Annotated in this window: 20 protein-coding genes; 6 read left to right on the plus strand and 14 right to left on the minus strand. The window is 56.9% G+C overall.

Translation table 11 applies throughout. The features are described from left to right. Positions 1–1,104, plus strand: a 1,104-nt coding sequence (locus LBR61_14065; protein MDR1733207.1) for a DUF362 domain-containing protein, incomplete at its 5' end; no start/stop codon positions are given. Positions 1,105–1,106: 2 nt separating this feature from the next. Next, positions 1,107–2,120, plus strand: a complete 1,014-nt coding sequence (locus tag LBR61_14070) for a DUF3089 domain-containing protein (GenBank protein MDR1733208.1) — start codon at positions 1,107–1,109, stop codon at positions 2,118–2,120. A gap of 76 nt (positions 2,121–2,196) precedes the next feature. Here LBR61_14070 and LBR61_14075 read toward each other — a convergent pair whose 3' ends face one another. From LBR61_14075 to selA, 4 genes are all read right to left on the minus strand, one after another. Then, positions 2,197–2,490: a cupin domain-containing protein gene (locus LBR61_14075; GenBank protein MDR1733209.1), complete on the minus strand. Its 294-nt coding sequence runs from the start codon at positions 2,488–2,490 to the stop codon at positions 2,197–2,199. Positions 2,491–2,602: 112 nt separating this feature from the next. Further along, positions 2,603–3,403 carry an NAD(+) diphosphatase gene (gene nudC / locus LBR61_14080; GenBank protein MDR1733210.1) on the minus strand — a complete coding sequence of 267 codons (801 nt, stop codon included), beginning with the start codon at positions 3,401–3,403 and terminating at the stop codon, positions 2,603–2,605. Further along, positions 3,404–5,356 carry a selenocysteine-specific translation elongation factor gene (selB, locus tag LBR61_14085; protein ID MDR1733211.1) on the minus strand — a complete coding sequence of 651 codons (1,953 nt, stop codon included), beginning with the start codon at positions 5,354–5,356 and terminating at the stop codon, positions 3,404–3,406. It lies immediately after the preceding gene. A 2-nt stretch (positions 5,357–5,358) separates the two neighbouring features. Beyond that, positions 5,359–6,786 (minus strand): L-seryl-tRNA(Sec) selenium transferase, encoded by a 1,428-nt coding sequence (selA, locus tag LBR61_14090; protein MDR1733212.1) that lies wholly within the window; start codon positions 6,784–6,786, stop codon positions 5,359–5,361. A gap of 98 nt (positions 6,787–6,884) precedes the next feature. On the opposite strand from selA, the gene yedF reads away from it, so the two are divergent. Continuing rightward, positions 6,885–7,520, plus strand: a complete 636-nt coding sequence (gene yedF / locus LBR61_14095; protein ID MDR1733213.1) for a sulfurtransferase-like selenium metabolism protein YedF — start codon at positions 6,885–6,887, stop codon at positions 7,518–7,520. 294 nt (positions 7,521–7,814) lie between these two features. Here the strand turns inward: yedF and LBR61_14100 are convergent, their stop codons facing one another. From LBR61_14100 to gyrB, 10 genes are all read right to left on the minus strand, one after another. Further along, positions 7,815–8,225: a hypothetical protein gene (locus tag LBR61_14100; protein ID MDR1733214.1), complete on the minus strand. Its 411-nt coding sequence runs from the start codon at positions 8,223–8,225 to the stop codon at positions 7,815–7,817. Between the two features lie 283 nt (positions 8,226–8,508). Continuing rightward, complete coding sequence (locus LBR61_14105) at positions 8,509–9,933, minus strand: MATE family efflux transporter (GenBank protein ID MDR1733215.1); 1,425 nt, start codon at positions 9,931–9,933, stop codon at positions 8,509–8,511. A gap of 4 nt (positions 9,934–9,937) precedes the next feature. After that, positions 9,938–10,573, minus strand: a complete 636-nt coding sequence (locus LBR61_14110) for a HutD family protein (protein ID MDR1733216.1) — start codon at positions 10,571–10,573, stop codon at positions 9,938–9,940. A gap of 256 nt (positions 10,574–10,829) precedes the next feature. Next, on the minus strand, positions 10,830–11,906 hold the full coding sequence (locus LBR61_14115) for a nitronate monooxygenase family protein (protein MDR1733217.1): 1,077 nt from the start codon (positions 11,904–11,906) through the stop codon (positions 10,830–10,832). 219 nt (positions 11,907–12,125) lie between these two features. Then, positions 12,126–13,559: a Ni/Fe hydrogenase subunit alpha gene (locus LBR61_14120; GenBank protein ID MDR1733218.1), complete on the minus strand. Its 1,434-nt coding sequence runs from the start codon at positions 13,557–13,559 to the stop codon at positions 12,126–12,128. Between the two features lie 15 nt (positions 13,560–13,574). Next, positions 13,575–14,114, minus strand: a complete 540-nt coding sequence (locus tag LBR61_14125; protein ID MDR1733219.1) for an NADP oxidoreductase — start codon at positions 14,112–14,114, stop codon at positions 13,575–13,577. 3 nt (positions 14,115–14,117) lie between these two features. Further along, positions 14,118–16,028, minus strand: a complete 1,911-nt coding sequence (locus LBR61_14130) for a molybdopterin-dependent oxidoreductase (GenBank protein MDR1733220.1) — start codon at positions 16,026–16,028, stop codon at positions 14,118–14,120. A 14-nt stretch (positions 16,029–16,042) separates the two neighbouring features. Further along, positions 16,043–17,833: an NADH-quinone oxidoreductase subunit NuoF gene (nuoF, locus tag LBR61_14135; protein MDR1733221.1), complete on the minus strand. Its 1,791-nt coding sequence runs from the start codon at positions 17,831–17,833 to the stop codon at positions 16,043–16,045. Between the two features lie 123 nt (positions 17,834–17,956). Further along, on the minus strand, positions 17,957–18,427 hold the full coding sequence (gene nuoE, locus LBR61_14140; protein MDR1733222.1) for an NADH-quinone oxidoreductase subunit NuoE: 471 nt from the start codon (positions 18,425–18,427) through the stop codon (positions 17,957–17,959). Positions 18,428–18,515: 88 nt separating this feature from the next. Further along, the gene (gene gyrB / locus LBR61_14145) at positions 18,516–20,420 is read right to left on the minus strand and encodes a DNA topoisomerase (ATP-hydrolyzing) subunit B (protein MDR1733223.1); all 1,905 of its coding nucleotides are present in this window, start codon (positions 20,418–20,420) and stop codon (positions 18,516–18,518) included. Positions 20,421–20,840: 420 nt separating this feature from the next. Here gyrB and LBR61_14150 point away from each other — a divergent pair, with 420 nt between their 5' ends. The 3 genes from LBR61_14150 (at position 20,841) to LBR61_14160 (ending at position 26,625) form a co-directional block, all read left to right on the plus strand. Beyond that, on the plus strand, positions 20,841–21,689 hold the full coding sequence (locus LBR61_14150) for a YitT family protein (GenBank protein MDR1733224.1): 849 nt from the start codon (positions 20,841–20,843) through the stop codon (positions 21,687–21,689). Between the two features lie 156 nt (positions 21,690–21,845). Further along, positions 21,846–24,692: a preprotein translocase subunit SecA gene (gene secA, locus LBR61_14155; GenBank protein ID MDR1733225.1), complete on the plus strand. Its 2,847-nt coding sequence runs from the start codon at positions 21,846–21,848 to the stop codon at positions 24,690–24,692. 31 nt (positions 24,693–24,723) lie between these two features. Then, entirely contained in the window at positions 24,724–26,625 is a 1,902-nt protein-coding gene (locus LBR61_14160) for a hypothetical protein (protein ID MDR1733226.1), read from the plus strand. The last annotated feature ends 7 nt before the right edge of the window (positions 26,626–26,632 follow it).

Consider the following 26,632-nt stretch of genomic DNA (forward strand, 5'->3'; position numbering starts at 1 on the left):
GCAGGAAAGGATCGCTTATCGATGCAGAAGGATAAAATTTTCGTGGCCTGTGGTTCGGACGGTTTCGAGGGAGCCCGCCGGGTTCTGGAGGCATCCGGAGCGGCGGAACTGTTTGCCCCCGGCATGTCGGTGGGGCTCAAACCCAACCTTGTGGTGGCGAAACCGGCTTCCACCGGAGCCACCACCTCCCCGCAAGTCGTGGCAGGGGTCATTGAGTTTCTGAAGGAATGCGGCGTGAAGGACATTACGATTATGGAGGGCTCCTGGGCCGGAGACAGCACGGTCCGGGCCTGGCAGACCTGCGGCTATCGGGAACTCGAAAAACAATACGGCGTGAGGCTCCAAGACCTCAAGGACGATCGAACGCTCAGCGTTCAGGCCGCCGGCACGAAAATAGAGGTCTGCGCCTCCCCTCTGGAGGTGGACCGTCTCGTCAATCTTCCCGTCCTGAAGGGACATTGTCAGACGGTGATGACCTGCGCCCTCAAAAACCTGAAGGGCTGCCTCCCCGACAGGGAAAAACGCCGTTTTCACAGCACCGGCCTCCATCGCCCCATCGCCGCGCTGAACACCGTTATCCATCCCCACCTGATTCTGGTCGATGCCCTCTGCGGAGACGTCACTTTCGAGGAGGGCGGCAACCCGCTGGAGATGAATCGCGTCATTCTGGGCTGCGATCCCGTGAAGATCGACACATACGGAGCTTCCCTGCTGGGTATTCCTCCGTCGGAGGTGGAACATCTCATCCTTGCCGGTCGGATGGGAGTCGGCTCCTCTGAAATTCTGCCGGACACCGTTATCGAAACGAACCGGGATACAACGCTCGCCCGACCGGAGGTTCTGCCCCGGGCAACGCGGCACCTCGCCCGCTGCGTGGAGGCTAAGGATGCCTGTTCCATCTGTTACGCCGGACTCATTCACGCCCTTTTCCGCATGGATGAACGGGGCGAATTGAAGAACCTGAAGGAAAAAATTCATATCGGACAGGGATTTAAAGGCGTTCAGGGAAAGGGAATCGGCTACGGCGAATGCGCCGGAGGCTTCGAAACCGTCATCCCCGGCTGTCCCCCCAGAGGTCCCTGGAAGATAAAAGGAGTATTTTAACGATGAAACGTCATTTTGCGGTCAGAATTTTTTTGTTGGCCCTGTTCGTTTTGTTTCCCGGAGCAACTGCCGTCAGGGCGGAGAACCCCGCTTATACCGCGCCGGATTACGCGAATCCGGACAAATGGCTCACGAAACCCGCAGAGCTGTCCCACAGGGCGGACGCGATTTATATCTACCCCACCACCCGGGCGCAGGGTGGAGCTCTTTTCTGCGACATTGAAGACAGCGGCATGAGAAAAGGAGCGCGGGAAACTTATCAAACTCAGGCCGCCGCGTTTGAAACCTGCGCCGACATTTACGCGCCGTTTTACAGGCAGGCGGATGCGGTACAGGTGTTGAGTATGCCCGACGAGGAACGGCAGAAAACGCAGCGGGGAGTTCCTGCCCTGGACGTCGCCGCGGCTCTGGATTATTATTTCGAGAATTTCAACAAAGGCCGGCCTTTTTTCCTGGTGGGACACTCTCAGGGGGCGGCGTTGATCACCATTGTCCTGGACACCTGGATGAAAGCCCATCCCGAATATTATAAAAACATGGTGGCCGCCTATATGGTGGGCTTCGCTCCCACAAAGGAATGGCTTGCGGCGAACCCTCACGTCAAAATGGCGGAGGGAGCGGAGGACACGGGCGTTATCATCTCGTGGAATACCGAGGGGCCGCGAAACGTTGGAAAGCACAACGCCGTCGTGCCGCAGAATGCGGTCTGCATCAACCCCCTCAACTGGAAACGGGACGAAACTCCCGCCGGAATCCTGGAAAATAAGGGAAGCCTTCTGCTCAGCAGCGATATGAAAACTTACACGCTGGTGACGCCGGGTATTGCGGACGCCAAAATCGACCTCCAACGAGGCTCCGTGATCTGCTCCACAGTCAGCCCTGACCTCTACGCGATTCCCGCCGCCAAACTGTTCGGCCCCGAGAGCTACCATTTATACGATTTCGCGTTCTATTTCGCGAATATCCGTGAAAACGCGGCGCTGCGGCTCTCGAAATTCTCCGCTTCCGGCTTTTGAAGAAGCTGATAAAGCGATTTTAATCTGAAAATTTTTCCGGCGAAACCAGGAGGGCTCCGCCGGAACCTTATTTTAATTATCCCTTTGTTGCGATGACCGCCAGGAACACCAGAGGCTCGGAGCCCGTGTTGACCAGACCGTGAGACTGGCCCTTCAGCGTCAGGGTCATATCTCCGGGACCCACCGTTTTGGCGACTTTTCCTTCGTCGTAGAAGGTCCCTTTTCCGGAGAGAATCACGTAAAGTTCCTCATTGTCCGTGTGCTGGTGGTATCCAAGAGAACTGCCCGGCGGAAGCGTCTGATGCGCCACGACCTGGAAAGGACTCCCCCCGGGAGCCTTCCCCATTTGAAAAGCGAAACGACAATTCATCGAACCTTCTCCACCCCGCGGCTTCTCCATTGTTACTTTTTCCAGACTGTCTGCGCTGAATATCATTTTTATTCCCCTCCATTTCAGAATGTAACAACATGTAACAACAAAATCACAGGCCGCGGGCGTTCCCCTCGGAAATGACGCGGTCCTGTGCCGATTCCTTTTTTTCTTTTTTTCGTCGCACAAAGTCGTCGATCAGCCTTCGCGAGATGCTGACGGGGGCGGGAATATCCGGCAGAGCGTTGGGCAGATACCAGCCCGCGTCGTTGATTTCCGTTCCGTCGGGGGAGAGTTCTCCGCTCTTCCACCGCGCGGTGAACCCCAGCATCAGAGAACAGGGAAAGGGCCAGGGCTGGCTGCCGAAATAACGAATGTCCTCCACTTCGATGGAGACTTCTTCCCGGATCTCGCGCCTCACGGTCTGTTCCAGCGTTTCTCCGGGCTCCACAAAACCCGCGATAACGCTGTAACGACCGGCGGGCATTCGGGTGTTGTGCGCAAGCAGAAGTTTCCCGTCCCGTTCCACCGCCACAATGATCGCGGGATGCAGGGGCGCGTAGGACGTGTAACCGCATTTGACGCAGGTCATTCCCCTGTCTTCCTGCTTCGGCTTCAGCGGAGCGCCGCAGACGGAGCAAAATCGGGCGTGTTTGAGCCAGTTCATGTACTGCCAGGCCGTACCGGCCCGGAGGAAGGCCTCCTCTCCGTACCGCTGCCACACCGCCCGCAGATCCAGCCATTCTCCGTCCTCCAAAGTCCAGGAGTCCTCCACTTCACACCAGAGGGGAATCTCCTGCTCCCGCCACACCGGAGGAAGCGTCTGAGAGGAGTTCAGCGTGTGTTCCGGCTCCTTTTCAAATTCGTAAACGTCCTTCTGAACCAAAAGTTTGTCGCCTCTGAAGATCAGCATTCATTTCACGGCCTTTCGTACGACGCGCACATCCCCCACCCGACGCGTGTATCCTTTGGAGTCAAAATATTCCAGTATGGGCAGAATGAATTTACGGCTGCTGTTCGTGGCGTCCCGGACGGCGGCCAGAGTGACGTCGCCTCCAATTCTCTCAAGGACGTTCATCATCCCGTTTTCCATTTCGTCCGTAAGCAGGTATTCCCCCGAAAGCAGGACGAGACGCCGGGAGTTTTTCAGGCTCTGAATCAGATTTGCGAAGGCGCGGGGGTCCATGCCCAGCTCCGCTCGCGTTTCCTCCAGCGTGGGGGGCTGATACCCCCTCTGACGGCACAGGGCGAAAAGGGCATCGCTGTTCTTTTGAAAGACGTCGTCGCCCCCCGGAGTGAAATCCGAAAGACGAGCCCTGCCCTCCTCCGCAATGATTTCCTTCTTCTCCGCGAGAAGCGTCAGAAGCGAACGAGCCGCCTTGCCGTCCAGCGTTTTCAGAGCCGCCCGGGCCAGTTCGTCCAGGGACATCCCCGCCTCCGAAGGGTGAGCGTTATGATACGTCTTCAGGGTTTTTTTCACGTTGCGGGCGAGCTCCCCGAAACAGGCCTGAGACAGATAAACGGGCCGGTCTCCCTTCAGTTCCAGAATTTGTCCTTTTTCGATCCTGTCGGCGGCCAGTGCAGACAGCTCCGAGGGAACCGCCTGAATGGCCCTGGAGGCCTCGTTGAAAGGCAGCATCCCCGCCTGTTCCACCAAAAACGCGAAACGCTCTCCGGCGGAGAGGAGGGTGGAAAGGGCGCGAATACGCTCCGCGGCTGCCCGACGCATATCCGCTCCTCTGGGCTTGTGAGCGTAGGGAAAAACGACCCGGCCTCCCCCCAGGGTGATCAGAGGGCTGTAAAATCGAAGGATAAAACGCTGTCCCGCCGTGCAGACGATGGGCTCTTCAATGACGACCTGGGCTGGAGCCTCCCCTCCCGGCGGAATACTGCGGCTTTCCGTCAGGGAGATCCGCGCCAGGACATCGGAGGTTCCGATGCAAAGATGAACCCGCTGCCAGTGCTTCAGGGGGTCCGGAGCGGAAGCCAGCAGTTTCACCATGGCGTCGAAGCACCGGGTGCTGGCGTAAACACCCCGATAGCACACCACGTCCCCACGGGAAAGTTCATCCACCGAAATCCCGGCAAGGTTCACCGCCACCCTCTGTCCGGCAAAGGCCTCCTCCACCGTGCGGCTGTGAACCTGCAGCGTTCGGATCTTCCCCTCCCGGCCGGCGGGAAAAATCTCCACCTCGTCTCCCGGCCGCGCGATGCCCCGGTAGGCCGTCCCGGTTACCACCGTACCGAATCCCGCGATGGGAAACGCCCGGTCCACAGGCAGGAAAAACGCGCCTTTGCGGGAGCGGGGCCGCACCCGATCCACAAGGGCCGTCAGCTCTCTCCGGAGGGAGTCGATGTTCTCCCCCGTCAGCGCCGAAACGGGCACGACCGCTTTCCCCTCCAGAAACGTGCCCCGAACAAAGGCTCTGACGTCCTCCTCCACCAGTTCCAGCAGGCCGGGTTCGATCCGGTCCGTTTTGGTGATGACGACGAGCCCGTCGCCGACTCCCAGGAGCTCCAGAATGGCCAGATGTTCGCGGGTTTGGGGCATAACGCTTTCGTCCGCCGCAACGATGAGCATGACGGCGTCCACGCCCGACGCTCCCGCCACCATCTGCCGGATGAAACGCTCATGACCCGGCACGTCGATGATGCTCACCACCCGACCGTCCTCCAGGCGCAGAGGGGCGAACCCCAGTTCGATCGTGATGCCGCGTTTTTTCTCCTCCAGAAGGCGGTCACAGTCCACCCCCGTCAGAGCGGCCACGAGTTTTGTCTTGCCGTGGTCGATGTGCCCGGCGGTACCGATGACCAGCGAGATTTCACGCTCTTTTGCCGTTTGATTCATGTTATTGGCAGCGCTCATTTTTATTCATCTTTTCCGGTTTTATTCATTTTTTCCAGTTCTTCGAAAGCCCGAATCAGTTCTTTGTCATCTCCGGGCCGCAGAGTGCGCAGGTGAAGCACCAGAGCGTCGTCAACTCCCAGAGAACGCCGCGCCCCGCAGAGTACGGGCAAATCCCGGCTCCGCAGAATCGTCTGCAGTCTGCCGGCTCCGCCCAGAGGGTGGTCGGTGACGGAAACTCCCCATCCCTTCAGGGGAAGGGCGGGATAACTTCCTCCGCCAACCGCGTCCTCCACCTCCAGAACGGAGATTTTGGCGCAGGTCACCCGTCGCAGCCGGGCCGCCAGCCGGGCCGCCTGGTTTTTCATGGAATCTCCCGTCCGGCGCAGCATGGCAAGGGTGGGAATGGCGTCGTAATCTTCTTTTAAATACAGACGCATGGTGACCTCGAACGCCGCCAGCGTCATTTTGTCCACCCTCAGGGCCCGCAGGATCGGATAACCCCGCAGACGGTCCACCAGGGATTTTTTTCCGGCGATCACTCCGATTTGAGGGCCTCCCAGCATTTTATCTCCCGAAAAGGTAACGATATCGACCCCCGCTTCAAGGGACGCCCGAACGGTGGTCTCCCCTTCCAGTCCCAGCCTGTGCCCTTCCACCAGAAGGCCGCTGCCCGCGTCCTCCATGAAAATCAGACCTTTTTCCCTGGCCAGAAGGGCCAGATCGGTCCGCTCGGGAGTGGTGGTAAAACCCTCGATTCTGAAGTTCGAGGGGTGAACTTTCAGCAGCATGGAGGTTTTTTCCGTGACGGCCCCGGAGTAATCCCTCAGGTGGGTGCGGTTGGTGGTGCCCACTTCCACGAGCTCCGCTCCGGAGTAAGCCATGATGTCGGGAATGCGAAAGGACCCGCCGATCTCCACCAGCTCTCCCCGGGAGACGAGAACCTCCGTTCCCTTCGCCAGCGCGGAAAGGCAGAGCAGAACCGCCCCGGCGTTGTTGTTCACCACAAGGGCCGCCTCCGCTCCGGTGAGAGCGCAGAGCGCGTTTTCCACGTGAGCGTTGCGCTGTCCCCTCGTTCCCTTCTCCAGGTCGTATTCCAGGTTGCTGTAGCCGGAAGCAACCTCCGCCACCGCCTCCAGCGCTTCGTCCGCCAGGCAGGAGCGCCCCAGGTTTGTATGAATCACCACGCCCGTGGCGTTGATGACGGGCCGCAGCCGCCGTCTCCCCTCGGTTTTCAGGAGAGATTCGAGAACCTGCCGCAGTCCCTCCGGGGAAAGGTCCACGTTTTCTCCCTCCAGGATCCTGCGCCGAATCCGCGTCAGTTCTCCATTGAATACCTGCTTGACCGTCTCGCGCCCCAGGTTCGGCTGCCATCGTCGGGCCCATTCCTGCTCCAGAAGAACGTCCATTCCGGGAATCGCCCGCATTTTCATTTTGATTTCGTCAATCATGGTGTCCCTCGTTCCTGAATATATACCGTTCTATTAAGAATCATTCTATAATAAAAACGAGCTGAAGCTCTCAATAATAATTGCGGAGGACCTGAAAAATGAAAACGATCAACGCGAGAGGAAAAGTTTGCCCTGAGCCCGTCATCATGACGAAAGCCGTGGTCGACCGGGGCGAAAAGGAAGTCGAAGTCCTTTTGGACAACCCCACTTCGGCGACGAACGTCAGGCGGTTTCTCGAAAGTCGGGGTTACAGCGTTCTGCTGAAGGACGATGAAGGTATGCTGACCCTGTCGGCCCATAAAAAAGAGACGGGAACGCCGGAAATTTCTCAGCCTCAGACGGCCCCCAAAACATCTTCCGAGAGCGCCTCCTCCCCCGTTCCCCTTCCTCCGTCGAACCAGACCTTCTCCGTCCTGATCACCTGCAGCACGCTGGGGCGCGGCGACGCGCAGCTGGGTGAAGTTCTGATAAAGAGTTTTTTGGGAACTCTGGCGCAAATCGACACTCCTCCAACGGCTGTGGCTCTCATGAATGAGGGCGTGAAGCTGTCGCTTTATGATTCTTCAACCTGCGATCATCTGAAAAACCTGGAAAAGAAGGGAACCACCATTCTTGTCTGCGGAACCTGCGTGAATCACTTCAACATCGGGGACAAAATCGGGGCCGGAACTGTTTCCAATATGTTCGAAATTTTAGAGGTTCTCAACAAAGCCGACAAAATTATAACTCTGTAGACGCCGTGACGGACTCCGGCACTGCCTTTATATATATTTTATATTGATGTCGATTTATTGGTTTGATGTTGCTACTGCTGTTGAAAGGAATGGCCACGAAGGCGCGTAACGTTTGAGGGGGCTGCCGTTTTTCGGAGAGGAACAGGACAGCAGAAAAACTTCTCCCGCGCATCTCCCTTAATGCGTTTTTTTGTGAACTCCAGTGTGTCTTTCTGTCTGCGTCGCTTTTTTATCCCCGCGAAATCCTCCTTACGACCAAATCGTTCAGCTCAAACGGCTCTCAGATCAAACAGCTCACAGAGAAATGAAACGTCTTTCATCAAATTCGGCGTTCAAAAACTGATCGAACTCCACCTCGATTTCGACGAAATACAGATCTCCCTGAACATGCTCGTCCTGAACTTCTTCCACAATGACAGGAACGTCCTCTTCTGCGGCATTGACAGCAGCAGGCCGAATATCTCTTCTGAATTTACGCCTCAATACCAGAAGATTGCTTCGGGCATCCGCCAACGCGGCTTCTCTGGCCTTCTGTCTTCCCGTCATGGTGTTTTCTGTTATCCGCCCTACTCCCATTGCAACCGCACGGTTTTCGCCCGCATAGACCCTGGTGGAATCCAGCGATTTGGCTTCCCAGTCCGTGACACCCTTCCGCATCGCAGGATATTCGATATACACCGTCACCTGCAATATTTTTGTCGTCATAAAATACAAAAACGCAAAAATACCGATCATGCTAAAAAGGGAAAAAAATAACCTGATTCGTCTGCCCCGCCGCCTCCTCTTTCCTCTGGTGGATCTCAGAGGTTTTTGAGATGTTTTATTCATAGCTGCCATCCTCTTTTCTTCTTCCACATCAACAGGAAAATCGCTGCTTCAGAAAATGTTTCCCAACCTCCCATGCGCAAAAAAATATTATCTCTTATTTTAATTTTAAATAAATTTTTAGATTAGTATATAACTTTTAAAATAATCTTCAAGTGATAATTTAATTACTATTATTAAACTGGATCGAAGTCTGACGGGCTCTCTGCTCCATTTTTTTCATGTCCCGAATTTCCTGCAGGATGAAAACAGCCGCGACGAGCGCCGCGACAAAATCGGAGATGGGGCCGGCGTACATGATTCCGTCGATGCCGAAATAAATCGGGAAAATGAGAATGAGGGGGATCAGAATGAGGATTTGACGGGCCAGAGAAATGAAGAGCCCCCGCACCGCGTGTCCGATGGACGTGAAAAAATTGGCCGTCACAGGCTGGATTCCATTGATGAAGGTCATAAAGAGAAAGATCCGGAAATACCTCTCGACAAACTGATAATACTGCTCGTTCGTTTCCCCGAAGAAATTGATAATCTCTCTTGGAAAAATCTGAAAGATGGTGAAGGCCACAATGGACAGGCCCGTGGCGATGCTCAGGGTGTAGCGGAACGTTCCCCGCACCCTGGCGTAGTTTCCCGCTCCGTAGTTGAAGCCGATGATGGGCTGTCCCCCCTGAGCCAGGCCGATAACCAGCGACATGAAAATCATGTTGACCTTGGTGATGATGCCGGACGCCGCCAGCGGAATGTTCGCGCCGTAGACGGAAAAAGCGCCGTAGTGCGTCAGGGCGTTGTTGAGAGTGATCTGCACGCACATGATGGAAAGCTGGTTGAAACACGCCGACACCCCCAGGGCGGAGATGGATTTCAGCTCCCTCAGACGGGGAACGAAATATTCTTTTCTCAGGGCGACGCTTTTGAAACGGACGAGGTAGTAATACACCACCATCCCCCAACTCACCAGGATGGAAGCGACGGTGGCCCAGGCCGCGCCGGCGATGCCCATGTGGAAGGTGAAGATGAAAAGCGGGTCCAGCGCCACGTTGAGCAGCGCCCCCGCCAAGTTGCAGCACATGGAGTAACGGGGGCTGCCGTCCGCGCGAATGAGGTGGCTTCCGCAGACGGACATGACCATGAAGGGCGTGCCCAGGGCCACAATACCGGTGTAGGTGACGGCATAAGGCATGACATCCGGCGTGGCGCCGAAGGCTCGCAGGACCACCCGGAGAAAAAGAAGCACCACCACCGAGACGGTAATGCCGAACAGAACGGACCAGGTGATGGCGTTCGCGACGATCCGCCCCGCCTTTTCCCGCTGGCCCCGCCCCAGCGCGAGGTTGAAGTTCGACGCTCCGCCGATGGCCAGCATCAGCGACATGGACATGCACACCGCCATAAGAGGAAACGCCACGTTTGTGGCCGCGTTGCCCAAAATTCCAACTCCCCGGCCGATGAAGATCTGGTCGACAATGTTGTAGACCGACCCCACAAGCATGGCTATAGTGCTGGGAATCGCAAAAGACAGCAGCAGCTTTCCGATGTTCTCCGTCGCCAGGGGATGGGTTTTCGTGTCGAATTTCTGCTCTGTTGGCATAGTTTCAGCGAATGGAGGCGTAAACGCCCAAAACGCGGTCTTCCGAAAGATTCTTCAGGGACAGAGTAACCACTTCCGGAAAGGGCTCTCTCTGCAGAAACAGGATAAAATCTCCCCGTTCGAGTTTCGTTTGAAAGGTTTCCCTGGTTCCATCCGGTTTTGCTTCGCGAAGGGCGACCTCTGTTCCCTTTGGCGAAAGACAGTAAAAACCTTCGTAACTTTCGCCGCCGCGCCGCGGAAGGTCAAAAAGAACTCTTTCGGCGTGCCCCTTCAGCGGCTCTATACACCCCTGGCAGCCCTCCGCCGTCATGAGGTTGAAATCGACGCACTTCCCAAAGGAGGTCGTTTTCCAGTCCCCTTCGAAAGAGTCCTGCTCAAAGGCATTCAGCGTGATTTCTCGGTGTCCCTCGTGAACGAGTCGGACCTGCCCTTCCAGAATCATGATCAGGCGATGAATCCCCGGCAGAGAAGTGAAAGTGGATTCCTCCAGGTCTACCCGGGCAGAGCTGAGACGCCATTTGAAGTTGCGCTGTTTGTAATCCGCGTCCGGGGGCCATATGGCAAGCTGGGTGGTGGTTCCCCCGGACCAGGCGCTTACGCTCTGATCTTCCCTGCGGACCGTCTGAATCTCCGTTTTCATCGTTTCCGTCCTCCATTGATTTCCCTTGATTTCCCATTTACACGTATTTTTTCCCGCTTTCCGTCCCCAATATTATCATTATCGCTCCGAAATTTTGAGAGACAGCGGACGAAAAAATCGTGAAAAGAGGCGTTCTGAAAGAGGTATCAGGGATAATACAGCGGAGAGACTTCGAACCGCCGGCGGACCTCGCCGTGGAGCGCGCCGCCGAATATCGGCAGAGCAGTTTCTCCCGGCGATTCCACCGAGGACCGGACTAAGCCAGTTCAGGGAAAAAGTCGGAAAGGACTTCTTTCACCGTACTCACTTTGTCCACTTTCGTAACATTGCTTCCACAGAAGAAAAGCCCTTTTTCCCAGTCGCCGTTGAACGCGTCCACCAGTGCTTTGGCAATGCAGAACGTTTCATTCTCCCTGCGATAACGGCAGTGAGTGAGGCAGTTGGCGAAACAGGGGCTGCTTGTCACATGACCTTCCAGATACTGAGCGACAAAGGGATTTTTTATGGCTCTGCCCGGAAGCCCCGCCGGACTTTGAATCAGAACGACGTCTTCTTCTTTCGCATCGACGTAGGCCTGTTTGAAGCGGTCGGAGGCGTCGCCCTCCTCCGTACAGGCGAAGCGGGTCCCGACCTGAACGCCTTTGGCCCCCATTTCGAAGGCTTTCAGCATGTCCTCGCGGTCCCATATGCCGCCCGCCGCGATCACCGGAATGTCTGACTTCATTTCGTCCCGTACAAAGGCCACAACACCCGGCAGAGCAACCGGCAGCGACAGAGCGGGATCATACACCTGCTCCATGGTCATGGCGCCCAAATGCCCGCCCGCCGCTGCGGGTGTCTCCACCACAAAGCCGTCGGGCTGACGGTGGTACTGTTTTTCCCATCGCCGTGTGATCAGGCTGGCCGCCTTGGGGGAACTGACGATGGGGACCAGCGCCACGTCCGGAAAGTCCTTTGTGTACTCCGGAAGACGCAGGGGAAGCCCCGCTCCTGAAATGATGACGTTTGCGCCCCCTTCGGCCGCGGCGCGCGTCTCGCGGTCGTAATCCGTCAGCGCCACCATACAGTTCACGGCCAAAATGGCATCCGGCCCCGCGATGGCCCGGGCCTGCCGCACCGTTTCCTTTATCACGATCTCGTTGGAGTCGAAATAATTCATTTTTTCCTCCACGTAATAGGAGGAATTATGACTGAGCCCCACACTGGCAATCGTCCCTACCGCTCCGTACTTCGCCACGTTTCCCGCAAGCCTCGGTCCGGAAATTCCGACGCCCATACCTCCCTGTATCAGAGGATAACGAGGTTCATGTTTACCCAGCCTTAGAACCGGCATATCATTGCGCACCTTTCAAACAACTCCTTATTGTCAATGAAAGACCTTTTGCCGAAAAGCGACAAAGGCCCTTCCCCTTTGCAATTTACAGATTTACGATTCACAGTCAACACGAGCCTGTAAATCGCATACAAGGGATATTGTAACAAAGAATTGCCCGATGTCCGTTTTTTTCTGGCAGGGACATCGGGCAGATATTATGAAAGAGAAGTCCTGAAGCTATTTGAAAACGGACGCGATTTTATTTCCCATACAGTCCAGAAGCTCCACTTCCAGAGGCATTTTTCCCACCGCGTGAGTCGAGCAGGACAGGCAGGGGTCGTAGCAGCGGATGACGTGTTCCATGCGGTTGAGAGCGCCTTCCGGAACGTTTTTGCCGTCGGTGATGTACTGCTTCGCCACCTGCTCCACGCCCCGGTTGATAGCCCAGTTATTGTGCCCCGTGGCCACGATCATGTTGGCTTTCGTGACGGCGCCGCGCTCGTCGACTTCGTAGTGGTGGATGAGAGTGCCCCGGGGCGCCTCTACCACGCCCACTCCTTCGTGGTTCAGCCCGGAAGAGGGCGTACGCAGATCACTGCCCATAATGTCGGGGTCGTTCAGAAGCACGCCGATGCGCTCCGCTCCGTAGAGGGCCTCGATCAGACGGGCATAATGGTAGTACAGGGTCTTGTGGACGATTCTGCCGTCCCCCGCCTGCCGGAAAATCTGAAGCTCAGCGTTGGCCAGAGGGGTGGAGATTTTGTCGCAGGCGTTGACCCGTCCCAGAGGTCCCACCCGGTAGCTGCCCTCGGGGAATCCGATGTCCCTGTAAAAGGGGAATTTCAGGTAGCTCCAGTCCAGAACGTACTCCCCGATCTTTTTGTAGTAGTCCTCGCAGGCGAACTCCTCGATGATGCGTCCTTTGGGGCTTACCAGGCGAAGAATCCCATCGTAGAGCTCCAGATCGCCGTCTTTGACCAGCCCCAGATAAGGCGTGCTGAGGGTGGCAAACTCCGATGCCACCTTCGCGTTCTCGCTCAGGTATTTTTTGACCAGCTCAATGGCCTGCTGAAGCCCTTTGATGATATCCGGCAGTTCTTTGAGGTAACGATCCCGCTCTTCCTGTCTGATCGAGCGGTTGACGCCGCCGGGAATGCTGTGCCAGGGATGAATTTTCTTGTCTCCCAGGGTTTTGATGATCTCCTGTCCGAATTTGCGGATTCCAATCCCCAGTTTCGCCAGGTCCGGATAGGAATTGACCACTCCCACGATGTTGCGGGTGGCGGGGTCGGAGTCGAAACCGAACAGCAGGTCGGGGCTGGAAAGGTGGAAAAAGGACAGCGCGTGGGACTGCACAATCTGCCCCATGTGCATCAAATCGCGCAGTTTGTGGGCTGAAGGAGTGAGTTTCACTCCCAGAATGGCGTCGCAGGCCTTCGCTGCCGCAAGGTGGTGACTCACCGGGCAAATTCCGCAGGTTCGGGGCGTGATGACGGGCATCTCGCGAAAATCCCGTCCCTTCGAAAAGATTTCGAACCCCCGGAACTGCGTGACGTGCATTCGGGCGCTGTCGACGCTGCCGTCGTCCTTCAGCCGCACCGTTATTTTCCCGTGGCCTTCGATGCGCGTCACGGGATTGACGACAATTGTATTGGTTGCAGTGTTTTCCATCTCTGTATACCCTCCTTAATCGTACCGCATCATCGGAGATGGGACTTTGGGGATACGCCCTTCCAGGATTTCGTTGAAGACATAGGCTATGGTATCCGCGTCCGGAGGACACCCCGGAACGTACACGTCTACCTTTACAGCCCGATCCACGGGAATGGCCTCCGGCAGAAGCGCCGGAATGTCCACATGAGGCAGAACGCCCGTGGGGTTCACCGTGGACGCCGTGTCCGTGTAGGCCTCGCGGAGCATATCCTCTGGTTTGATGAAATTGCGCATGCAGTTGATGCCTCCGAATACGGCGCAATCTCCCCAGGCGATGAGAATCTTGCATTTTTCGCGGAGGTCTTTGGCGATATGCAGCTCCTCTTCGTTTCCGAGGCCGCCCTCAATCACTCCCACCGTCACCTCGGGAATCACCTTGATGTCGCTGATTGGCGTGGCCGTGATCTCCACCCTGCTGAAAAGATCCACCAGGCGTTCGTCCATGTCGAGGAAGGACATGTGACATCCGGCGCAGGCTTCCAGCCATACAGATGCTACTTTCGGCTTCGTCATTCGTTACACCTCCCTGACCTGTACCTGTTTTGCCAGGTCGGCGGATATTTTAGAGCTGAATACGTTTTCAAAGGGCGCTGCGGAGGAATCGGTCATTTTAACTCCCGCCTTCTCGCAGATCGTCTGCAAAATTTCAGTGAATCCCTTCTGTCCCGGATCGGGGTCCATGATTTTTGAAAGCGTGCGGCGTTCTCCCTCCAGAGTGAAGAAATGCCCCTCCCGTTCGAACCAGGCGGGAGCCGGCAGGAGGACGTCGGCCAGGTTGCTGAGAGGCGGCGTCAGGAAGGGCGTCTGAATGGCGGTGAAACCCGAACGGGACATGGCGTTCAGCGCCTTCGCGCTCTCCGGAACCAGCCCCGTGGAGTACACGTAGAGGAAATCCTGTTCTTCCTCCAGCCAGCCGCCCTGATCTCCCAGGGCGTTCATCGCCCCGAGGACATTGCTCTCTCCCAGCAGGGGAACGACGCCAATGCCGTCCTCGAAGAAGGCCCGATGCTCAATGGCGAAATTCAGGACCTTCGTCACGGCCAGGGCGCTGGAAAGCACGGAGGGTCCCAGGATGAAAACGGGCTTCTGAGCGCATCTCAGCTTCTCCTCCACCTTCGAATCCTGAAGGGTCTGCGCCTCCAGATCGGTGATGCCGGGGAAGGGCGTGGCGTTTTTGCCCACGTGAACGAGCTCCGCTCCCCTGTGGAGAACGGCGACTCTCACGTAACTGGCCGCGATGGGCAGAATCTTCTGAGGATCGGCCTCGACCAGAATCACCCTGTCGGCTTTCAGAATATTGTGGGCCGCCGTGAAGGGACGAACTCCCTGTTTCACGAAGGGCTCCACTCCCTCTCGAAATCCCCGCAGGCTGTCGTCGCTGTAAGCGGAGGTACGAATCCCCGCGGCGTCCCGGAACCCGGCAAAGGCGGCCAGTTCCTCATCTGTGGCGAGAGAGGAGATCAACGCTCCTGTTTTTCCCGATTTTCGGGTTGCCTTCAGCTTCGATCCCACGAGTTCCAGAGCCTCTTCCCAGGAGGCCTCCCGGAAGGTGGACCCTGTGCGAATCATGGGACGGACCACCCGCGGGCGCTCACTGGAGTGGGGCAGGGAGAAGCGTCCCTCCGCGCAGAGCTGTCCTCCATCGGGACCCTCCAGGTTCGTTCCCTCCACCCGGACAATGCTGCCCGTGCGAACGTAGGCTTTTATCGAACAGCCCATGGAGCAGATTGGACATACTGTATCCACAACGGCGTCGCAGTCCTTTCTGCGTCCCCGGTAAACCAGATCCCGCAGGGTGATGGTCCCCGTGGGACAGGCCTGGGCGCAGGCGCCGCAGCCCACGCAGGTGTCGCTCTGCCCGATGGTGCTGCCGAAATCGGCCTCAATGGTCATGCTCCAGCCGCGTTTTTTCATGCCCAGAGTGCAGGCTCCCACCTTTTCCGAGCAGGTGCGCACGCACCGCTGGCACAGAATACAGCGGTTGTGATCCGCCTGTATACGGGCATCGGTGGTGTCGTTCTCGAAGGGCGCGTACAGGTAGGGATAACGCACGCTGTCCATGCCGTGCTCAATGGCCAGAGTCTGAAGCTCGCAGTCGCCGCTCTGGGAGCAGAACATGCAGAAATGGTTGCGCCCGGCGAAAAGCAGCTCCAGCACCTGACGACGGTACGCCACCAGCCTCTCTGTGGCGGTGCTGATGCGTAAGCCCTCCTCCGCCGGCGACGTGCAGGCCGTCAGCATACGCCCGCCCCCCTCCGGCTCCACGACGCACATGCGGCATGCTCCGATGCTGGTAAGGCCCTTCATCCAGCACAGAGTGGGTATGGACGTGATATCGTTCTTTTTCGCGACTTCGAGGATGGTGTCGCCTTTGACACCCACGCATTCCTTTCCGTCGATGAACATCTTAATTTTGGTTTCAGACATGACTCCACCCTCCCCTAGCCTTTGGAGATCGCGTTAAACGGGCATTTCGTGAAGCAGGTGCCGCATTTAATGCATTTTTCGGCGTCGATCGTGTAGCCTTCGGTTCTGCCTCCGGGGATGCACTGAACGGGGCAGTTCTTTGCGCACAGTCCGCACTTTTTGCAGGCGGTCTGGACGATAGTGTAGGACAGCAGCGCCTGACAGGCTCCGGCCGGGCAGCGGTGCTCTTTGATATGCGCTTCGTACTCATGCCTGAAATAACGCAGCGTGGTGAGAACCGGGTTGGGAGCGGTCTGTCCCAGTCCGCAAAGGGACATGTTTTTCACCATGTTGCCCAGTTCTTCCAGCAGGTCTATATCCTTCATTTCGCCTTTTCCGGAACAGATTTTTTCCAGAAGCAGCAGCATCTGTTTCGTTCCCTCGCGGCAGGGCGTGCATTTTCCGCAGGACTCTCTCTGGGTGAACTCCAGGAAGAAACGGGCGATGTCCACCATGCAGTTATCCTCGTCCATGACGACGAGTCCGCCGGAGCCCATGATGGCTCCCAGGGGAGGCAGAGATTCGTAGGTGATCGGCGTGTCGAGCTGATCCTTCGTCAGGCAGCCGCCGCTGGGTCCGCCGATCTGTACGGCCTTGAATTCCCTGTCGTTCAGAATGCCGCCTCCGATGTCGAAAATGATCTCCCGCAGTTTGATTCCCATGGGAACTTCCACGAGCCCCGTGTGCTTGACCTTGCCCGTGAGAGCGAATACTTTCGTCCCCTTGGATTTTTCCGTGCCCAGCGAGGCGTACCAGTCTCCGCCCTTGCTCAGGATCTGGGGAACGTTGGCCCATGTCTCGACGTTGTTGATATTGCTGGGTTTTGCCCAGAGACCGGACACCGCCGGGAAGGGCGGCCTCGGACGGGGCATTCCCCTCTGACCCTCGATGGAAGCCATCAGCGCCGTTTCCTCGCCGCAGACAAAGGCGCCCGCGCCTTCCTTTATATGAAGGGTGAAATTGAAACCGGAGTTAAGGATATTTTGTCCCAGCAGGCCATATTCTTCGGCTTTGTTGATGGCCTGGTGCAGACGCACAATCGCCAGAGGATACTCCGCCCGGCAGTAGATATAACCCTCGTCCGCACCCATGGCGTAGGCTCCGATTGCCATCCCCTCCAGCACGGCGTGGGGATCCCCTTCCAGGATGGAGCGGTCCATGAACGCGCCGGGGTCGCCCTCGTCCGCGTTGCAGATGACGTACTTTTTGGGACCCGGCGAGGCCGCGCAGAAGCTCCATTTGGTGCCCGTGGGGAATCCCCCGCCTCCACGACCGCGCAGGCCAGACTTTTTGACCTCGTCAATGACCTGCTGGGGGCTCATTTCCCCGAGAGCTTTGGCCAGACCCACATAACCGTCTCTGGCGATATATTCTTCAATATTTTCAGGATTGATGTAACCACAGTTCTGAAGGGCAATACGATTTTGCTTGCCATAAAATGGAATGTCTTTGTAATTTGGAACCGCGGTGGTTTCCTTTCCCTTGTACATCAGGGCATCCACGGGACGTCCCTTCAGGAGATGCTCCTCCACCAGTTTCGGGACATCGTCTTCCTTCACCTGACAGTAGAATGTTCCTTCAGGATAAACCACCACGACGGGGCCCATTTCGCACATGCCATGGCACCCCGTGGGAACGACCAGCACCTCGTTCGACAAATGCTGCCGTTCCAGTTCAGTTTTCAGTTTAGCCGTAACGGCTCCCGCGTGGTTGGACGAACACCCCGTCCCGTTGCAAACCAGTACGTGCGCACGATATATCGGCATCAATTCCCCTCCTCCATCCAACGACCAGATTTCCGATCCCCGCGTCCTCAGGACGCCGGGGTTGAACCCTCAACTTCGTGAAGTTTGTGAAGAATGGAACAAAGTTTTTTCAGAATGCGGTGCTCAGACGAACTGAGCCAGAATGCCGCTTACCCCCTCAGGCGTCAGACGACCGAAGGTCTGACTGTCCACCAGCATAACGGGCGCCAGTCCGCAGGCTCCCAGACAGGCCACCGGTTCCAGCGAAAAACGAAGATCCTCGGTGGTTCCGTTTTCGGGGCACCCCGTCTGTTCCTTGACCGCTTCCAAAATTTTGAGGCTGCCCCGGACGTGACAGGCCGTCCCCCGACAGACCCTGATAATATGACGTCCCCTCGGCGTCAAATGAAACTGCGCGTAAAACGTGGCTACTCCGTAGATTTCCGACATGGGGATTTTAAGTTCTTCCGACACGATCTTCACCGCGGGCTCGGCCACATAGCCCATCAGTCCCTGAAGCGCCTGCAATATCGGAATCAGCCCTCCCCTGCGACCTTTCCACGGAGCTATGATTTCCAGAACTTTTTGTCTCATTTCTCCAGCAGACAAACTCATAACACCCCTCCTCAAAAGGTTATTTATTTTGTCCTGTTAATATCCTGCGCCCATAACGATCCGAATCATAAGCGCAAAATCCGTATGTCTACACGTCTAAATTCCTGACGGTGTGAGCGTTGGAGGTGATGAAATCACGTCGCGGCTCCACCCTGTCTCCCATCAGAATATCAAAATACTCGTCCGCCAGAACGTCGTCGTCGATATCGACTCTCTTGAGGACTCTGTTTGCGGGATCCATGGTCGTCTCCCAAAGCTGAGAGGGGTTCATTTCACCCAGCCCCTTGTAGCGCTGTACCCCCACCTTCGCTTCCCCCGCTCCGTCCACGTGCTGCCGCAGTTCCCGCTCCGTATAGCAGTAGTTCACCTGTTTGCCCTTCTGTACCCTGTAAAGCGGAGGCTGGGCCAGGTAAAGGTAGCCCTGACTGATCAGCTCGGGCATATGGCGATAAAAAAACGTCAGGAGAAGGGTGCTGATGTGGGCTCCGTCCACGTCGGCGTCCGTCATGATGATAATTTTGTGGTAACGCAGCTTATCCGAGTCGAAATCGTTGCCGATTCCGCAGCCCAGGGCCTGAATGATCGTCCGTATTTCGTTATTGCCCAGCATTTTGTCGAGACGCGCTTTTTCTACGTTCAAAATCTTGCCCCTCAGCGCGAGAATGGCCTGAAACGAGCGGTCCCGTCCCTGTTTGGCGCTGCCGCCGGCGCTGTCTCCCTCCACGATGTAGAGCTCCGTGTTTTCCGGGGTGCGGGAGGAGCAGTCCGCCAGTTTCCCCGGCAGGCTCATTCCCGACATGGGCGATTTTCGAATGAGATCCCGCGCCTTCTTCGCCGCGTCTCTGGCCTGACGGGCCCGAATCGCCTTCTCCACGAGAGGTTTTATCGCCTCCGGGTTCTCCTCGAACCATGCCATGAGCCCTTCGTAGACGAAGGAGTCCACGATTCCCCGAACCTCGCTGTTGCCCAGTTTGGTCTTGGTCTGTCCCTCGAACTGAGGCTCCGCCAGCCGGACGGAGATCACGCAGGTCAGTCCCTCTTTCAGATCGTCTCCCGAAAGGTTTTCGTCCTTCTCCTTCAGAATTTTGGCGTTGCGCCCCGCCTCGTTGATGGCCCGGGTCATGGCGCTGCGAAGTCCCGAAACGTGGGTTCCTCCTTCGATGGTATGAATGAGGTTGGCGAAGGAAAAGATGCGCTCCAGGTAGGTGTCGTTGTATTGAAAGCCCACGTCCACCACGACGTCGTCCTTTTCTCCCGACAGAATGACCGGATTCGGGAAAATTGGAGTTTTGCCCCGGTCGAGATACTCCACGAAGGCCTTTATCCCTCCATCGAAACAGTAGTCCTTTTTTTCTCCGGTCCGTCGATCCTCAATGGAAATATGCAGACCCGGCGTCAGAAAGGCCAGCTCCCGCAGACGGCTTTTCAGCGTATCCAGCGAGTGCTGAATTTCGTCGAAGATGAGCGCGTCGGGTTTGTAACGAATCCGCGTTCCCTTCCAGTCGGCCGGAACGGGCTCCGACAAATCCGTGACGGGAGCGCCCCGCTCGAAACGCTGAGTCCGCTCCATGCCGTCACGGGCTATGGTGACTTCCAGCCACTCGGAAAGGGCGTTGACCACGGACACGCCCACGCCGTGCAGCCCTCCCGAGACCTTGTATGCGCCGCCTCCGAACTTGCCCCCGGCGTGCAGCACGGTGAGCACAACCTCGCAGGTGGGACGTCCGTTGTAAGGGTGGGGATCCGTGGGGATGCCCCGCCCGTCGTCCCGGACGGAAATACTCTCGTCTTCTTCAATGATGACTTCGATGAGGGAACAGTATCCGCCGATGGCTTCGTCCACGGAGTTATCCACAACCTCGTAGACGAGATGGTGAAGTCCCCGGGCTCCCGTGTCCCCAATATACATACCGGGCCGTTTGCGTACGGCTTCCAGCCCCTCCAGAACCTGTATGCTTCCGGCATTGTATCCGGACGCGCCGCTGTCGGTCATCCTCTTCCTCCACGCATTGTTTCCGATCTCTCCATTCTGTTCCTGTCCTTCTATAAAAATACAGCCTGTAAACTCCAATTGCCGCCTGAGCCCTTTTTGATGCAAATTAAACGGAACTGTCGATATTCGACAGAATCGCGGCGGGAAATCTCACACGGATATTGCCCGATCGGATATTGATGTTATCATAACAATCCGAGCAACGCGCGTTTTCACGGTTTTGGAGCCGCCCGCGCCTTGCCGCAATCATTTATTAATTATAACAGTTTTTGGCGTTCAGCGCGAAGAATCAGGGGCAATAAAGAAGAATTACAGAAAGAGGAATTACAGAATTACACAAAGAAAGAAAGGTGTTTCGTTTTGAAATTCGCTTTAACAGACAGAGAGACCCAGGCGGGGCTTTGGCTGAAAAACGAACTGATGAAACAGTTGAAAAAGGAATGGAGATCCATTTTAGTGACTACGCTGGGGAACGCGGTGTTCGCCTTTGCGGTGATCAACTTCACTCTGCCCTACCGGTTTCCCGACATGGGCATCTCCGGGGTGGCGGTGCTGTCCCACTACATGTTCGGCATTTCCCCGATCTGGATCATCGTCATCGGCAACGCCCTTTTGCTGCTTTGGGGGCGGCGGAACCTGAACACGCGTTTTCTGTGGCTCACGATCTATTCCATCGGCGTTTTTTCGTTTTTCATGCCGGTCTTTCAGATGTTCCCCCTGCCTCTGCCTGACGACAAATTTATGGCGACGCTGATCACGGGGGTGCTGAAGGGGCTGGCCACAGGCGTGATTTTCAACGTGGGAGGATCGACCGGAGGCACCGACATCATTGCGATGGTCATGCGGCGGCGCTACGGGATCGAGGCGGGGCAGTTCTCCGTTTTTATCAATATGTTCATTCTGCTGTTTTCTCTGGGAGTTGTGGGGTTGGATTCCGTGGTCTACGGCGTGGCGGGCCTCTACGTTTTTGGAATCGTCATGGACAACGTGACCCAGCAGTTCAATCGACGGAAGCAGGCCTTCATCATCACGAACATTCCCGACGAGGTCTGCGCCTTCATAACGTCCAAAGGCAAGGGGGTAACGAAGATCGAGGGGAAAGGCGCCTATACGGGAGAAGTCCGTCCCATTCTCATCTCTCTTCTGGAGCCGCGGCACGTGGTGCAGCTCAAACAGTTTTTGAGGGAAAAGGATCCCCGCGCCTTCGTCTCCATCTGTGACGCGTCGGAGGTCCTGGGACGGGGTTTCAAGAGCTGGACGTCCCTGTAGCGATCCGGTCGGAGACGGGGTTCGGTCTGCGTTATAATAATGGATCGTTATTCGGATGTTTTTTGTCCGTTCCGCCTGTGAAAATGGCATGAATGTGAAAATGATGTGAACGTAAAAACGATGTGAAAGACGAGTGCCCGAGGTGAACGAAGAACAATGTGGAACAGTATAAAGAAAATGCTGGGGCTGGATCCCAACGAACGGGCTTTGGACAAATACCGGGAGATTGTGGAGATCGTGAACTCCTTCGCTCCCAAAATGGAAAGCCTGCCGGACGACGACCTGCGGGCCTTCGGGGCAAAACTGAAAGAACGGGCGATGGACGGAGAATCTCTGGACGACCTGCTGCCGGAAACTTTCGCGACCGTGCGGGAGGCCTCGAAACGCACCATCGGCCTGAGACATTACGACGTGCAGATCATCGGCGGCATAGCCCTCCACGACGGTCGCATCGCGGAAATGCGAACCGGCGAGGGAAAAACCCTCGTGGCCACTCTGGCGGTGGTGCTGAATGCCCTGGGGGGAAACGGCGTCCACCTGATCACGGTCAACGACTACCTAGCCCGTCGGGACGCGGCCTGGATGGGACCAATTTACAACTTTATGGGACTTTCCGTGGGGGTCATCTACCCCTACATGCCGGCGGAAGAGCGATGGGAGGCCTACCGGGCGGACATCACATACGGCACCAACAGCGAGTTCGGCTTCGACTACCTGCGGGACAACATGGTGATGCACAAAGAACAGGTGGTTCAGCGCTCTCACGCCTACTGCATAGTGGACGAAGTGGACTCCATCCTGATCGACGAGGCCCGAACGCCCCTGATCATTTCGGGCCCCTCGGACGACAACGTGGAAGTCTACATGAAGGCCGACGGAGTGGCCCGTCTGCTCAAAGAGGGACAGGACTACGAAAAGGATGAAAAAGAGCGCAACATCGCCATCACGGAAACCGGCATCGCGAAGTGCGAGAACCTGATGAAGATGCCCGACCTGTTTTCCGACGCCGCCAAGTCCGAGCTGGCCCACCACATCGTTCAGGCCGTGAAAGCCCACCGGCTTTTCCAGCGGGACGTGGACTACGTGGTCAACAACGGAGAGATCGTGATTGTGGACGAGTTCACCGGACGCCTGATGGTGGGCAGACGCTACTCCGACGGGCTGCATCAGGCCATCGAGGCGAAGGAACGGGTTCGGGTGGGGCGTGAAAGTCAGACCCTGGCCACGGTGACGCTGCAGAACTACTTCCGCATGTACGAGAAGCTGGCGGGAATGACGGGAACCGCCGCCACCGAAGCGGAGGAGTTTCGGGAGATCTACGGCCTGCAGGTGGTCACGATCCCCACCCACAAAGAAATGATTCGCGAGGACAATCCCGACGTGATTTTCGGAACGGTCATGGAAAAATTCAACGCCGTGGCGGACGAGGTGCAGGAGGCCAACGGCCGCGGCCAGCCGGTTCTGGTGGGAACGACCTCCATTGAGAACTCGGAGCGGGTGAGCAAGCTCCTGAAGGCCCGCAAAGTCCCCCACCACGTCCTCAACGCGAAACACCATGAAAAAGAGGCCTGGATCGTGGCCCAGGCGGGACATCTCGGCGCCGTCACCGTGGCCACCAACATGGCGGGCCGCGGAACGGACATCATGCTGGGCGGCAACCCCGAATTTCTGGCAAAGGAAAAACTTTTGTCCCAGCGCCCCCCCATCGACTGGACGGTTAAAGCTCTGGATCAGGACGACGTCTACAACTATTTCGTGCAGTACACCAACGTGCTTCCCGAAGACCTCACCCGAAACTATCTGCATGACCGGCATCTGAATCCGGATGCCGGCGGGGCGTGGCCCGAATTTCTAAACGGCGTCTTTGTCCGGATTCGGGACGCCTACGCGGAGTATCTTTCGTCCTTCCAGGAAAAATGTCAGGCGGAACACGATCAGGTTACGGCACTGGGAGGGCTGGCTATCGTGGGGACGGAGCGGCACGAGGCCCGGCGCATCGACAACCAGCTTCGGGGCCGTGCCGGACGGCAGGGAGATCCCGGCAGAAGCCGTTTCTATCTGTCGCTGGAGGACGATCTGCTGCGACTTTTCGGCTCCGAGAAAATTCAGGGGCTCATGGGAAAACTGGGCATGACCGACGGAGAGGCCATCGAGTCCTCCATGCTCTCCCGTGTCATCGAGTCCTCCCAGCACAAGGTGGAACAGATGCACTTCGACATCAGAAAACAGCTTCTGTCCTATGACAACGTGATGAACATGCAGCGTGAGACGGTCTACTCCGAGAGACGCACCATTCTCAACGAGGAGGACATCCTTGATTACGGATGGGGTGTTCTCCACCGGGTTCTCGAAGAAGTGCTGGATCGCTACTTCCCCGAGGAAGAAGAACCCGATCCGGAGCGGGCCGCTTCCCGTGTGAGGGGAATATTCGGTCCCGGAAGCGGAGACGTCATCGCAAAGCTGGACAGCCGCGCCGGCCTCCAGATCGTGCGGGAGGAGATCGTTTCGGAAATGGAATCCCGCTACCGGAAAAAAACCGGAGAACTCACCCCGGAGGTGGCTGGAGGCCTGGTGCGTTACGTCCTTCTGAACACGCTGGACGACGCCTGGCGGGACCACCTCCTGGCCATGGACGAGCTGCGGCGGGGCATTGGACTTCGCGCCATCGGCCAGAAAGATCCTCTGCTGGAGTATCAGTTCGAGTCGTATAATCTCTTCGAGAGCATGATGCAGCGGGTGCGGGAGTCTTTTTCCGAGCAGTTCTTCAGGGTGCGGGTGGTCACGGAGGACTCGCGGCATCGGGACCGGAAACTTTCCGAGAACCGGGATTTCCAGCTGCCTGTGCTCTTCTCCGGACGATCGGAGGACATGGGAGACGCTTTACCCTCCGTCGGCGAAGAAAAGCCCGAGCCCGTCAGAAAAGGCGTCCGGGTGGGGCGTAATGACCCCTGCCCCTGCGGAAGCGGCAAAAAATACAAGCACTGTTGTGGTAAAAACGCGTAAATTGTGCAATTTAAGAGGAGACTGTGAGACGATGAGAAAATTTTCGAGAAGGACGTGGACGGCTGCCCTTTTACTGATCGCGGTGCTTTTTTGCACGGCGTTTTTCCGCGGGGCGGCTTTCGCCGCGGCCTCCGACGGCGCAGATGAGGAAACAGAAAACCTGGAAAGCGCCGATTTCAGCTACGACATTCCGTCGATGCTCCGACTGAACCCCGATTTTTCCACGTATCCGGGAACGGACGGGGTGATCTGGCTGAAAAAATTCTTCTACGTTCCGGCTCCCAACGGAGGAATCGAGCGAAGAAGTCAGTGGATCCTGCTGGGAAGAAGCGGGCTGGATCGCCGATGGCTGTCCTGGAACCTTCCTGTCCCACTCGGAGGCGAGGCCGAGTTTCTGGAGGCGTCGGTGTGGTCCACGACTGCGGGCCAAAAAATCATGGACGTTTCTCCCGCCCCCTTTGAACAGGGCGGCGGTTCCGGCGTGACCTTCGCGGATCTTCCGGACACGTTCATTCTGGTGATTTCTTACAGAGAGTTTTTCCCCGACCGCCTGACGCTGGACGATTTTCTCTGGACCGGCGAATCTCTCCCCGTGTGGGAGCAGCTGGTGGGCGTCGCGGTTCCGGCCGAATATTCCTTCTTTCATATTTCTTCTCCGGAAACGGCCCCCAGGGAATACGAGAAGAACGGCCGCAAAATCCATGAATGGCAGCTCATCAACCTTTCCGCCATTCCCCGAAACACCCCCAGAATGGAGGACCGGGGATATATCGCCTTCGGTTCCAGGGAGGGAAGGGAGGCCACCGTCCTGGTTCTCAGAAAGTTTGCGGCCCGTCCCGTTCCTCTCATGCCCGATGCCCTTCGGAACATGACGAAAAAACTGGAGACGAAAGGCATCGAGAACGTCCTGCAGTGGCTTTACCGGCAGCCTGAAATTCGATTTGAGGAAGGAGTCTTTCGCGCGGCTGTTCCGGAGACCGCCCCCTGGACAAAAGAAGAAAAGGTCTCTCTGGCCTGCGCCTGGCTGAAACAGGCGGGAGCGGAGACCCGCCTTTTCTGGAAGCTGCCCTGGAGACCCGGAAGGGATCGGCCGGTTCCGGAGGCTGAAGCCGCGATGCCGGTGCTGGAAATTCTCTCCCCGGACTCGAAAAAATCCGCGTTCTACTGCGATATGGAATCCCTGCCGATCCTTGGAAGAACTTCGGTGACCCTCCAGGGACAAACCATCTGTTCGCCTTCTTCCGCCAGCCTTCTGATTTTGGAAGAACGTAAAATTTCCGAGTCCTCCGCTTCTGAAAACCGACTGAACGCCGACTTTAACCTGTGGCTCAACGATAAAGGCATGTTTGGCGGAAAGATCACTCTGCAGTTTCGCAGGGGCTGGCGGGAACTTCTCTTTCCAGGGTCCCCCTCCGACGAAGATGTGACCTCGGCTCTGACCTCCCTGTTTCCACGAGCCCTCCGCTGCGACGACGTGACCGTAAAGGAAAAGCGGAACGGCGAACTGGAGGCCGTCCTCTCCCTGACGGAGACCCAGGCCATCACGGAAAACCATCAGGAAAGCGGTCGGACCAATATCCTCTTTTCCCTGCCTCCGCTGATTCCGTCCTGGTTCGAAGTCCTGAGCAGGGGACCCTACCCCTGGACGCTCCATTTTCCCTTTCGCATGGACGTAAAAATAACGGTGAAACTGCCGGCCGAAACCATGAACGTTCTGCTTCCGCAGGACATGGGGCGTAACGCCGCCGGAAAGATAAAATACACGAGCTCCTGCAAACTGATCAAAAAAAAGACGCTTCATGGGGAAGCATCTTTGTACGTTTCCACAACCGAGGTTGCGGACGATACCGCGGCGAGCCTCAACGCGGCTCTCCAGGGGTGGAGTCTCTTCATGACCAGGAACTTCCCTGTGCAGGTCAAACTTAAAAAGTGAAAGTTCA

The sequence above is a fragment of the Synergistaceae bacterium genome, assembly GCA_031272035.1.
Taxonomy (GTDB): Bacteria; Synergistota; Synergistia; order Synergistales; family Aminobacteriaceae; genus JAISSA01.

Bases quoted from the DNA above. Each gene is read 5' to 3' on its own strand.
- LBR61_14075 (MDR1733209.1), bottom strand. From the start codon at position 2,490: ATGAATTGTCGTTTCGCTTTTCAAATGGGGAAGGCTCCCGGGGGGAGT.
- LBR61_14160 (MDR1733226.1), top strand. From the start codon at position 24,724: ATGAGAAAATTTTCGAGAAGGACGTGGACGGCTGCCCTTTTACTGATC.
- LBR61_14130 (MDR1733220.1), bottom strand. From the start codon at position 16,028: ATGTCTGAAACCAAAATTAAGATGTTCATCGACGGAAAGGAATGCGTG.
- nudC (MDR1733210.1), bottom strand. From the start codon at position 3,403: ATGCTGATCTTCAGAGGCGACAAACTTTTGGTTCAGAAGGACGTTTAC.
- nuoE (MDR1733222.1), bottom strand. From the start codon at position 18,427: ATGAGTTTGTCTGCTGGAGAAATGAGACAAAAAGTTCTGGAAATCATA.
- LBR61_14100 (MDR1733214.1), bottom strand. From the start codon at position 8,225: ATGACGACAAAAATATTGCAGGTGACGGTGTATATCGAATATCCTGCG.
- LBR61_14115 (MDR1733217.1), bottom strand. From the start codon at position 11,906: ATGCCGGTTCTAAGGCTGGGTAAACATGAACCTCGTTATCCTCTGATA.
- LBR61_14120 (MDR1733218.1), bottom strand. From the start codon at position 13,559: ATGGAAAACACTGCAACCAATACAATTGTCGTCAATCCCGTGACGCGC.
- gyrB (MDR1733223.1), bottom strand. From the start codon at position 20,420: ATGACCGACAGCGGCGCGTCCGGATACAATGCCGGAAGCATACAGGTT.
- nuoF (MDR1733221.1), bottom strand. From the start codon at position 17,833: ATGCCGATATATCGTGCGCACGTACTGGTTTGCAACGGGACGGGGTGT.
- LBR61_14150 (MDR1733224.1), top strand. From the start codon at position 20,841: ATGAAACAGTTGAAAAAGGAATGGAGATCCATTTTAGTGACTACGCTG.
- secA (MDR1733225.1), top strand. From the start codon at position 21,846: ATGTGGAACAGTATAAAGAAAATGCTGGGGCTGGATCCCAACGAACGG.
- LBR61_14070 (MDR1733208.1), top strand. From the start codon at position 1,107: ATGAAACGTCATTTTGCGGTCAGAATTTTTTTGTTGGCCCTGTTCGTT.
- LBR61_14125 (MDR1733219.1), bottom strand. From the start codon at position 14,114: ATGACGAAGCCGAAAGTAGCATCTGTATGGCTGGAAGCCTGCGCCGGA.
- LBR61_14110 (MDR1733216.1), bottom strand. From the start codon at position 10,573: ATGAAAACGGAGATTCAGACGGTCCGCAGGGAAGATCAGAGCGTAAGC.
- LBR61_14105 (MDR1733215.1), bottom strand. From the start codon at position 9,933: ATGCCAACAGAGCAGAAATTCGACACGAAAACCCATCCCCTGGCGACG.
- selB (MDR1733211.1), bottom strand. From the start codon at position 5,356: ATGAGCGCTGCCAATAACATGAATCAAACGGCAAAAGAGCGTGAAATC.
- selA (MDR1733212.1), bottom strand. From the start codon at position 6,786: ATGATTGACGAAATCAAAATGAAAATGCGGGCGATTCCCGGAATGGAC.
- yedF (MDR1733213.1), top strand. From the start codon at position 6,885: ATGAAAACGATCAACGCGAGAGGAAAAGTTTGCCCTGAGCCCGTCATC.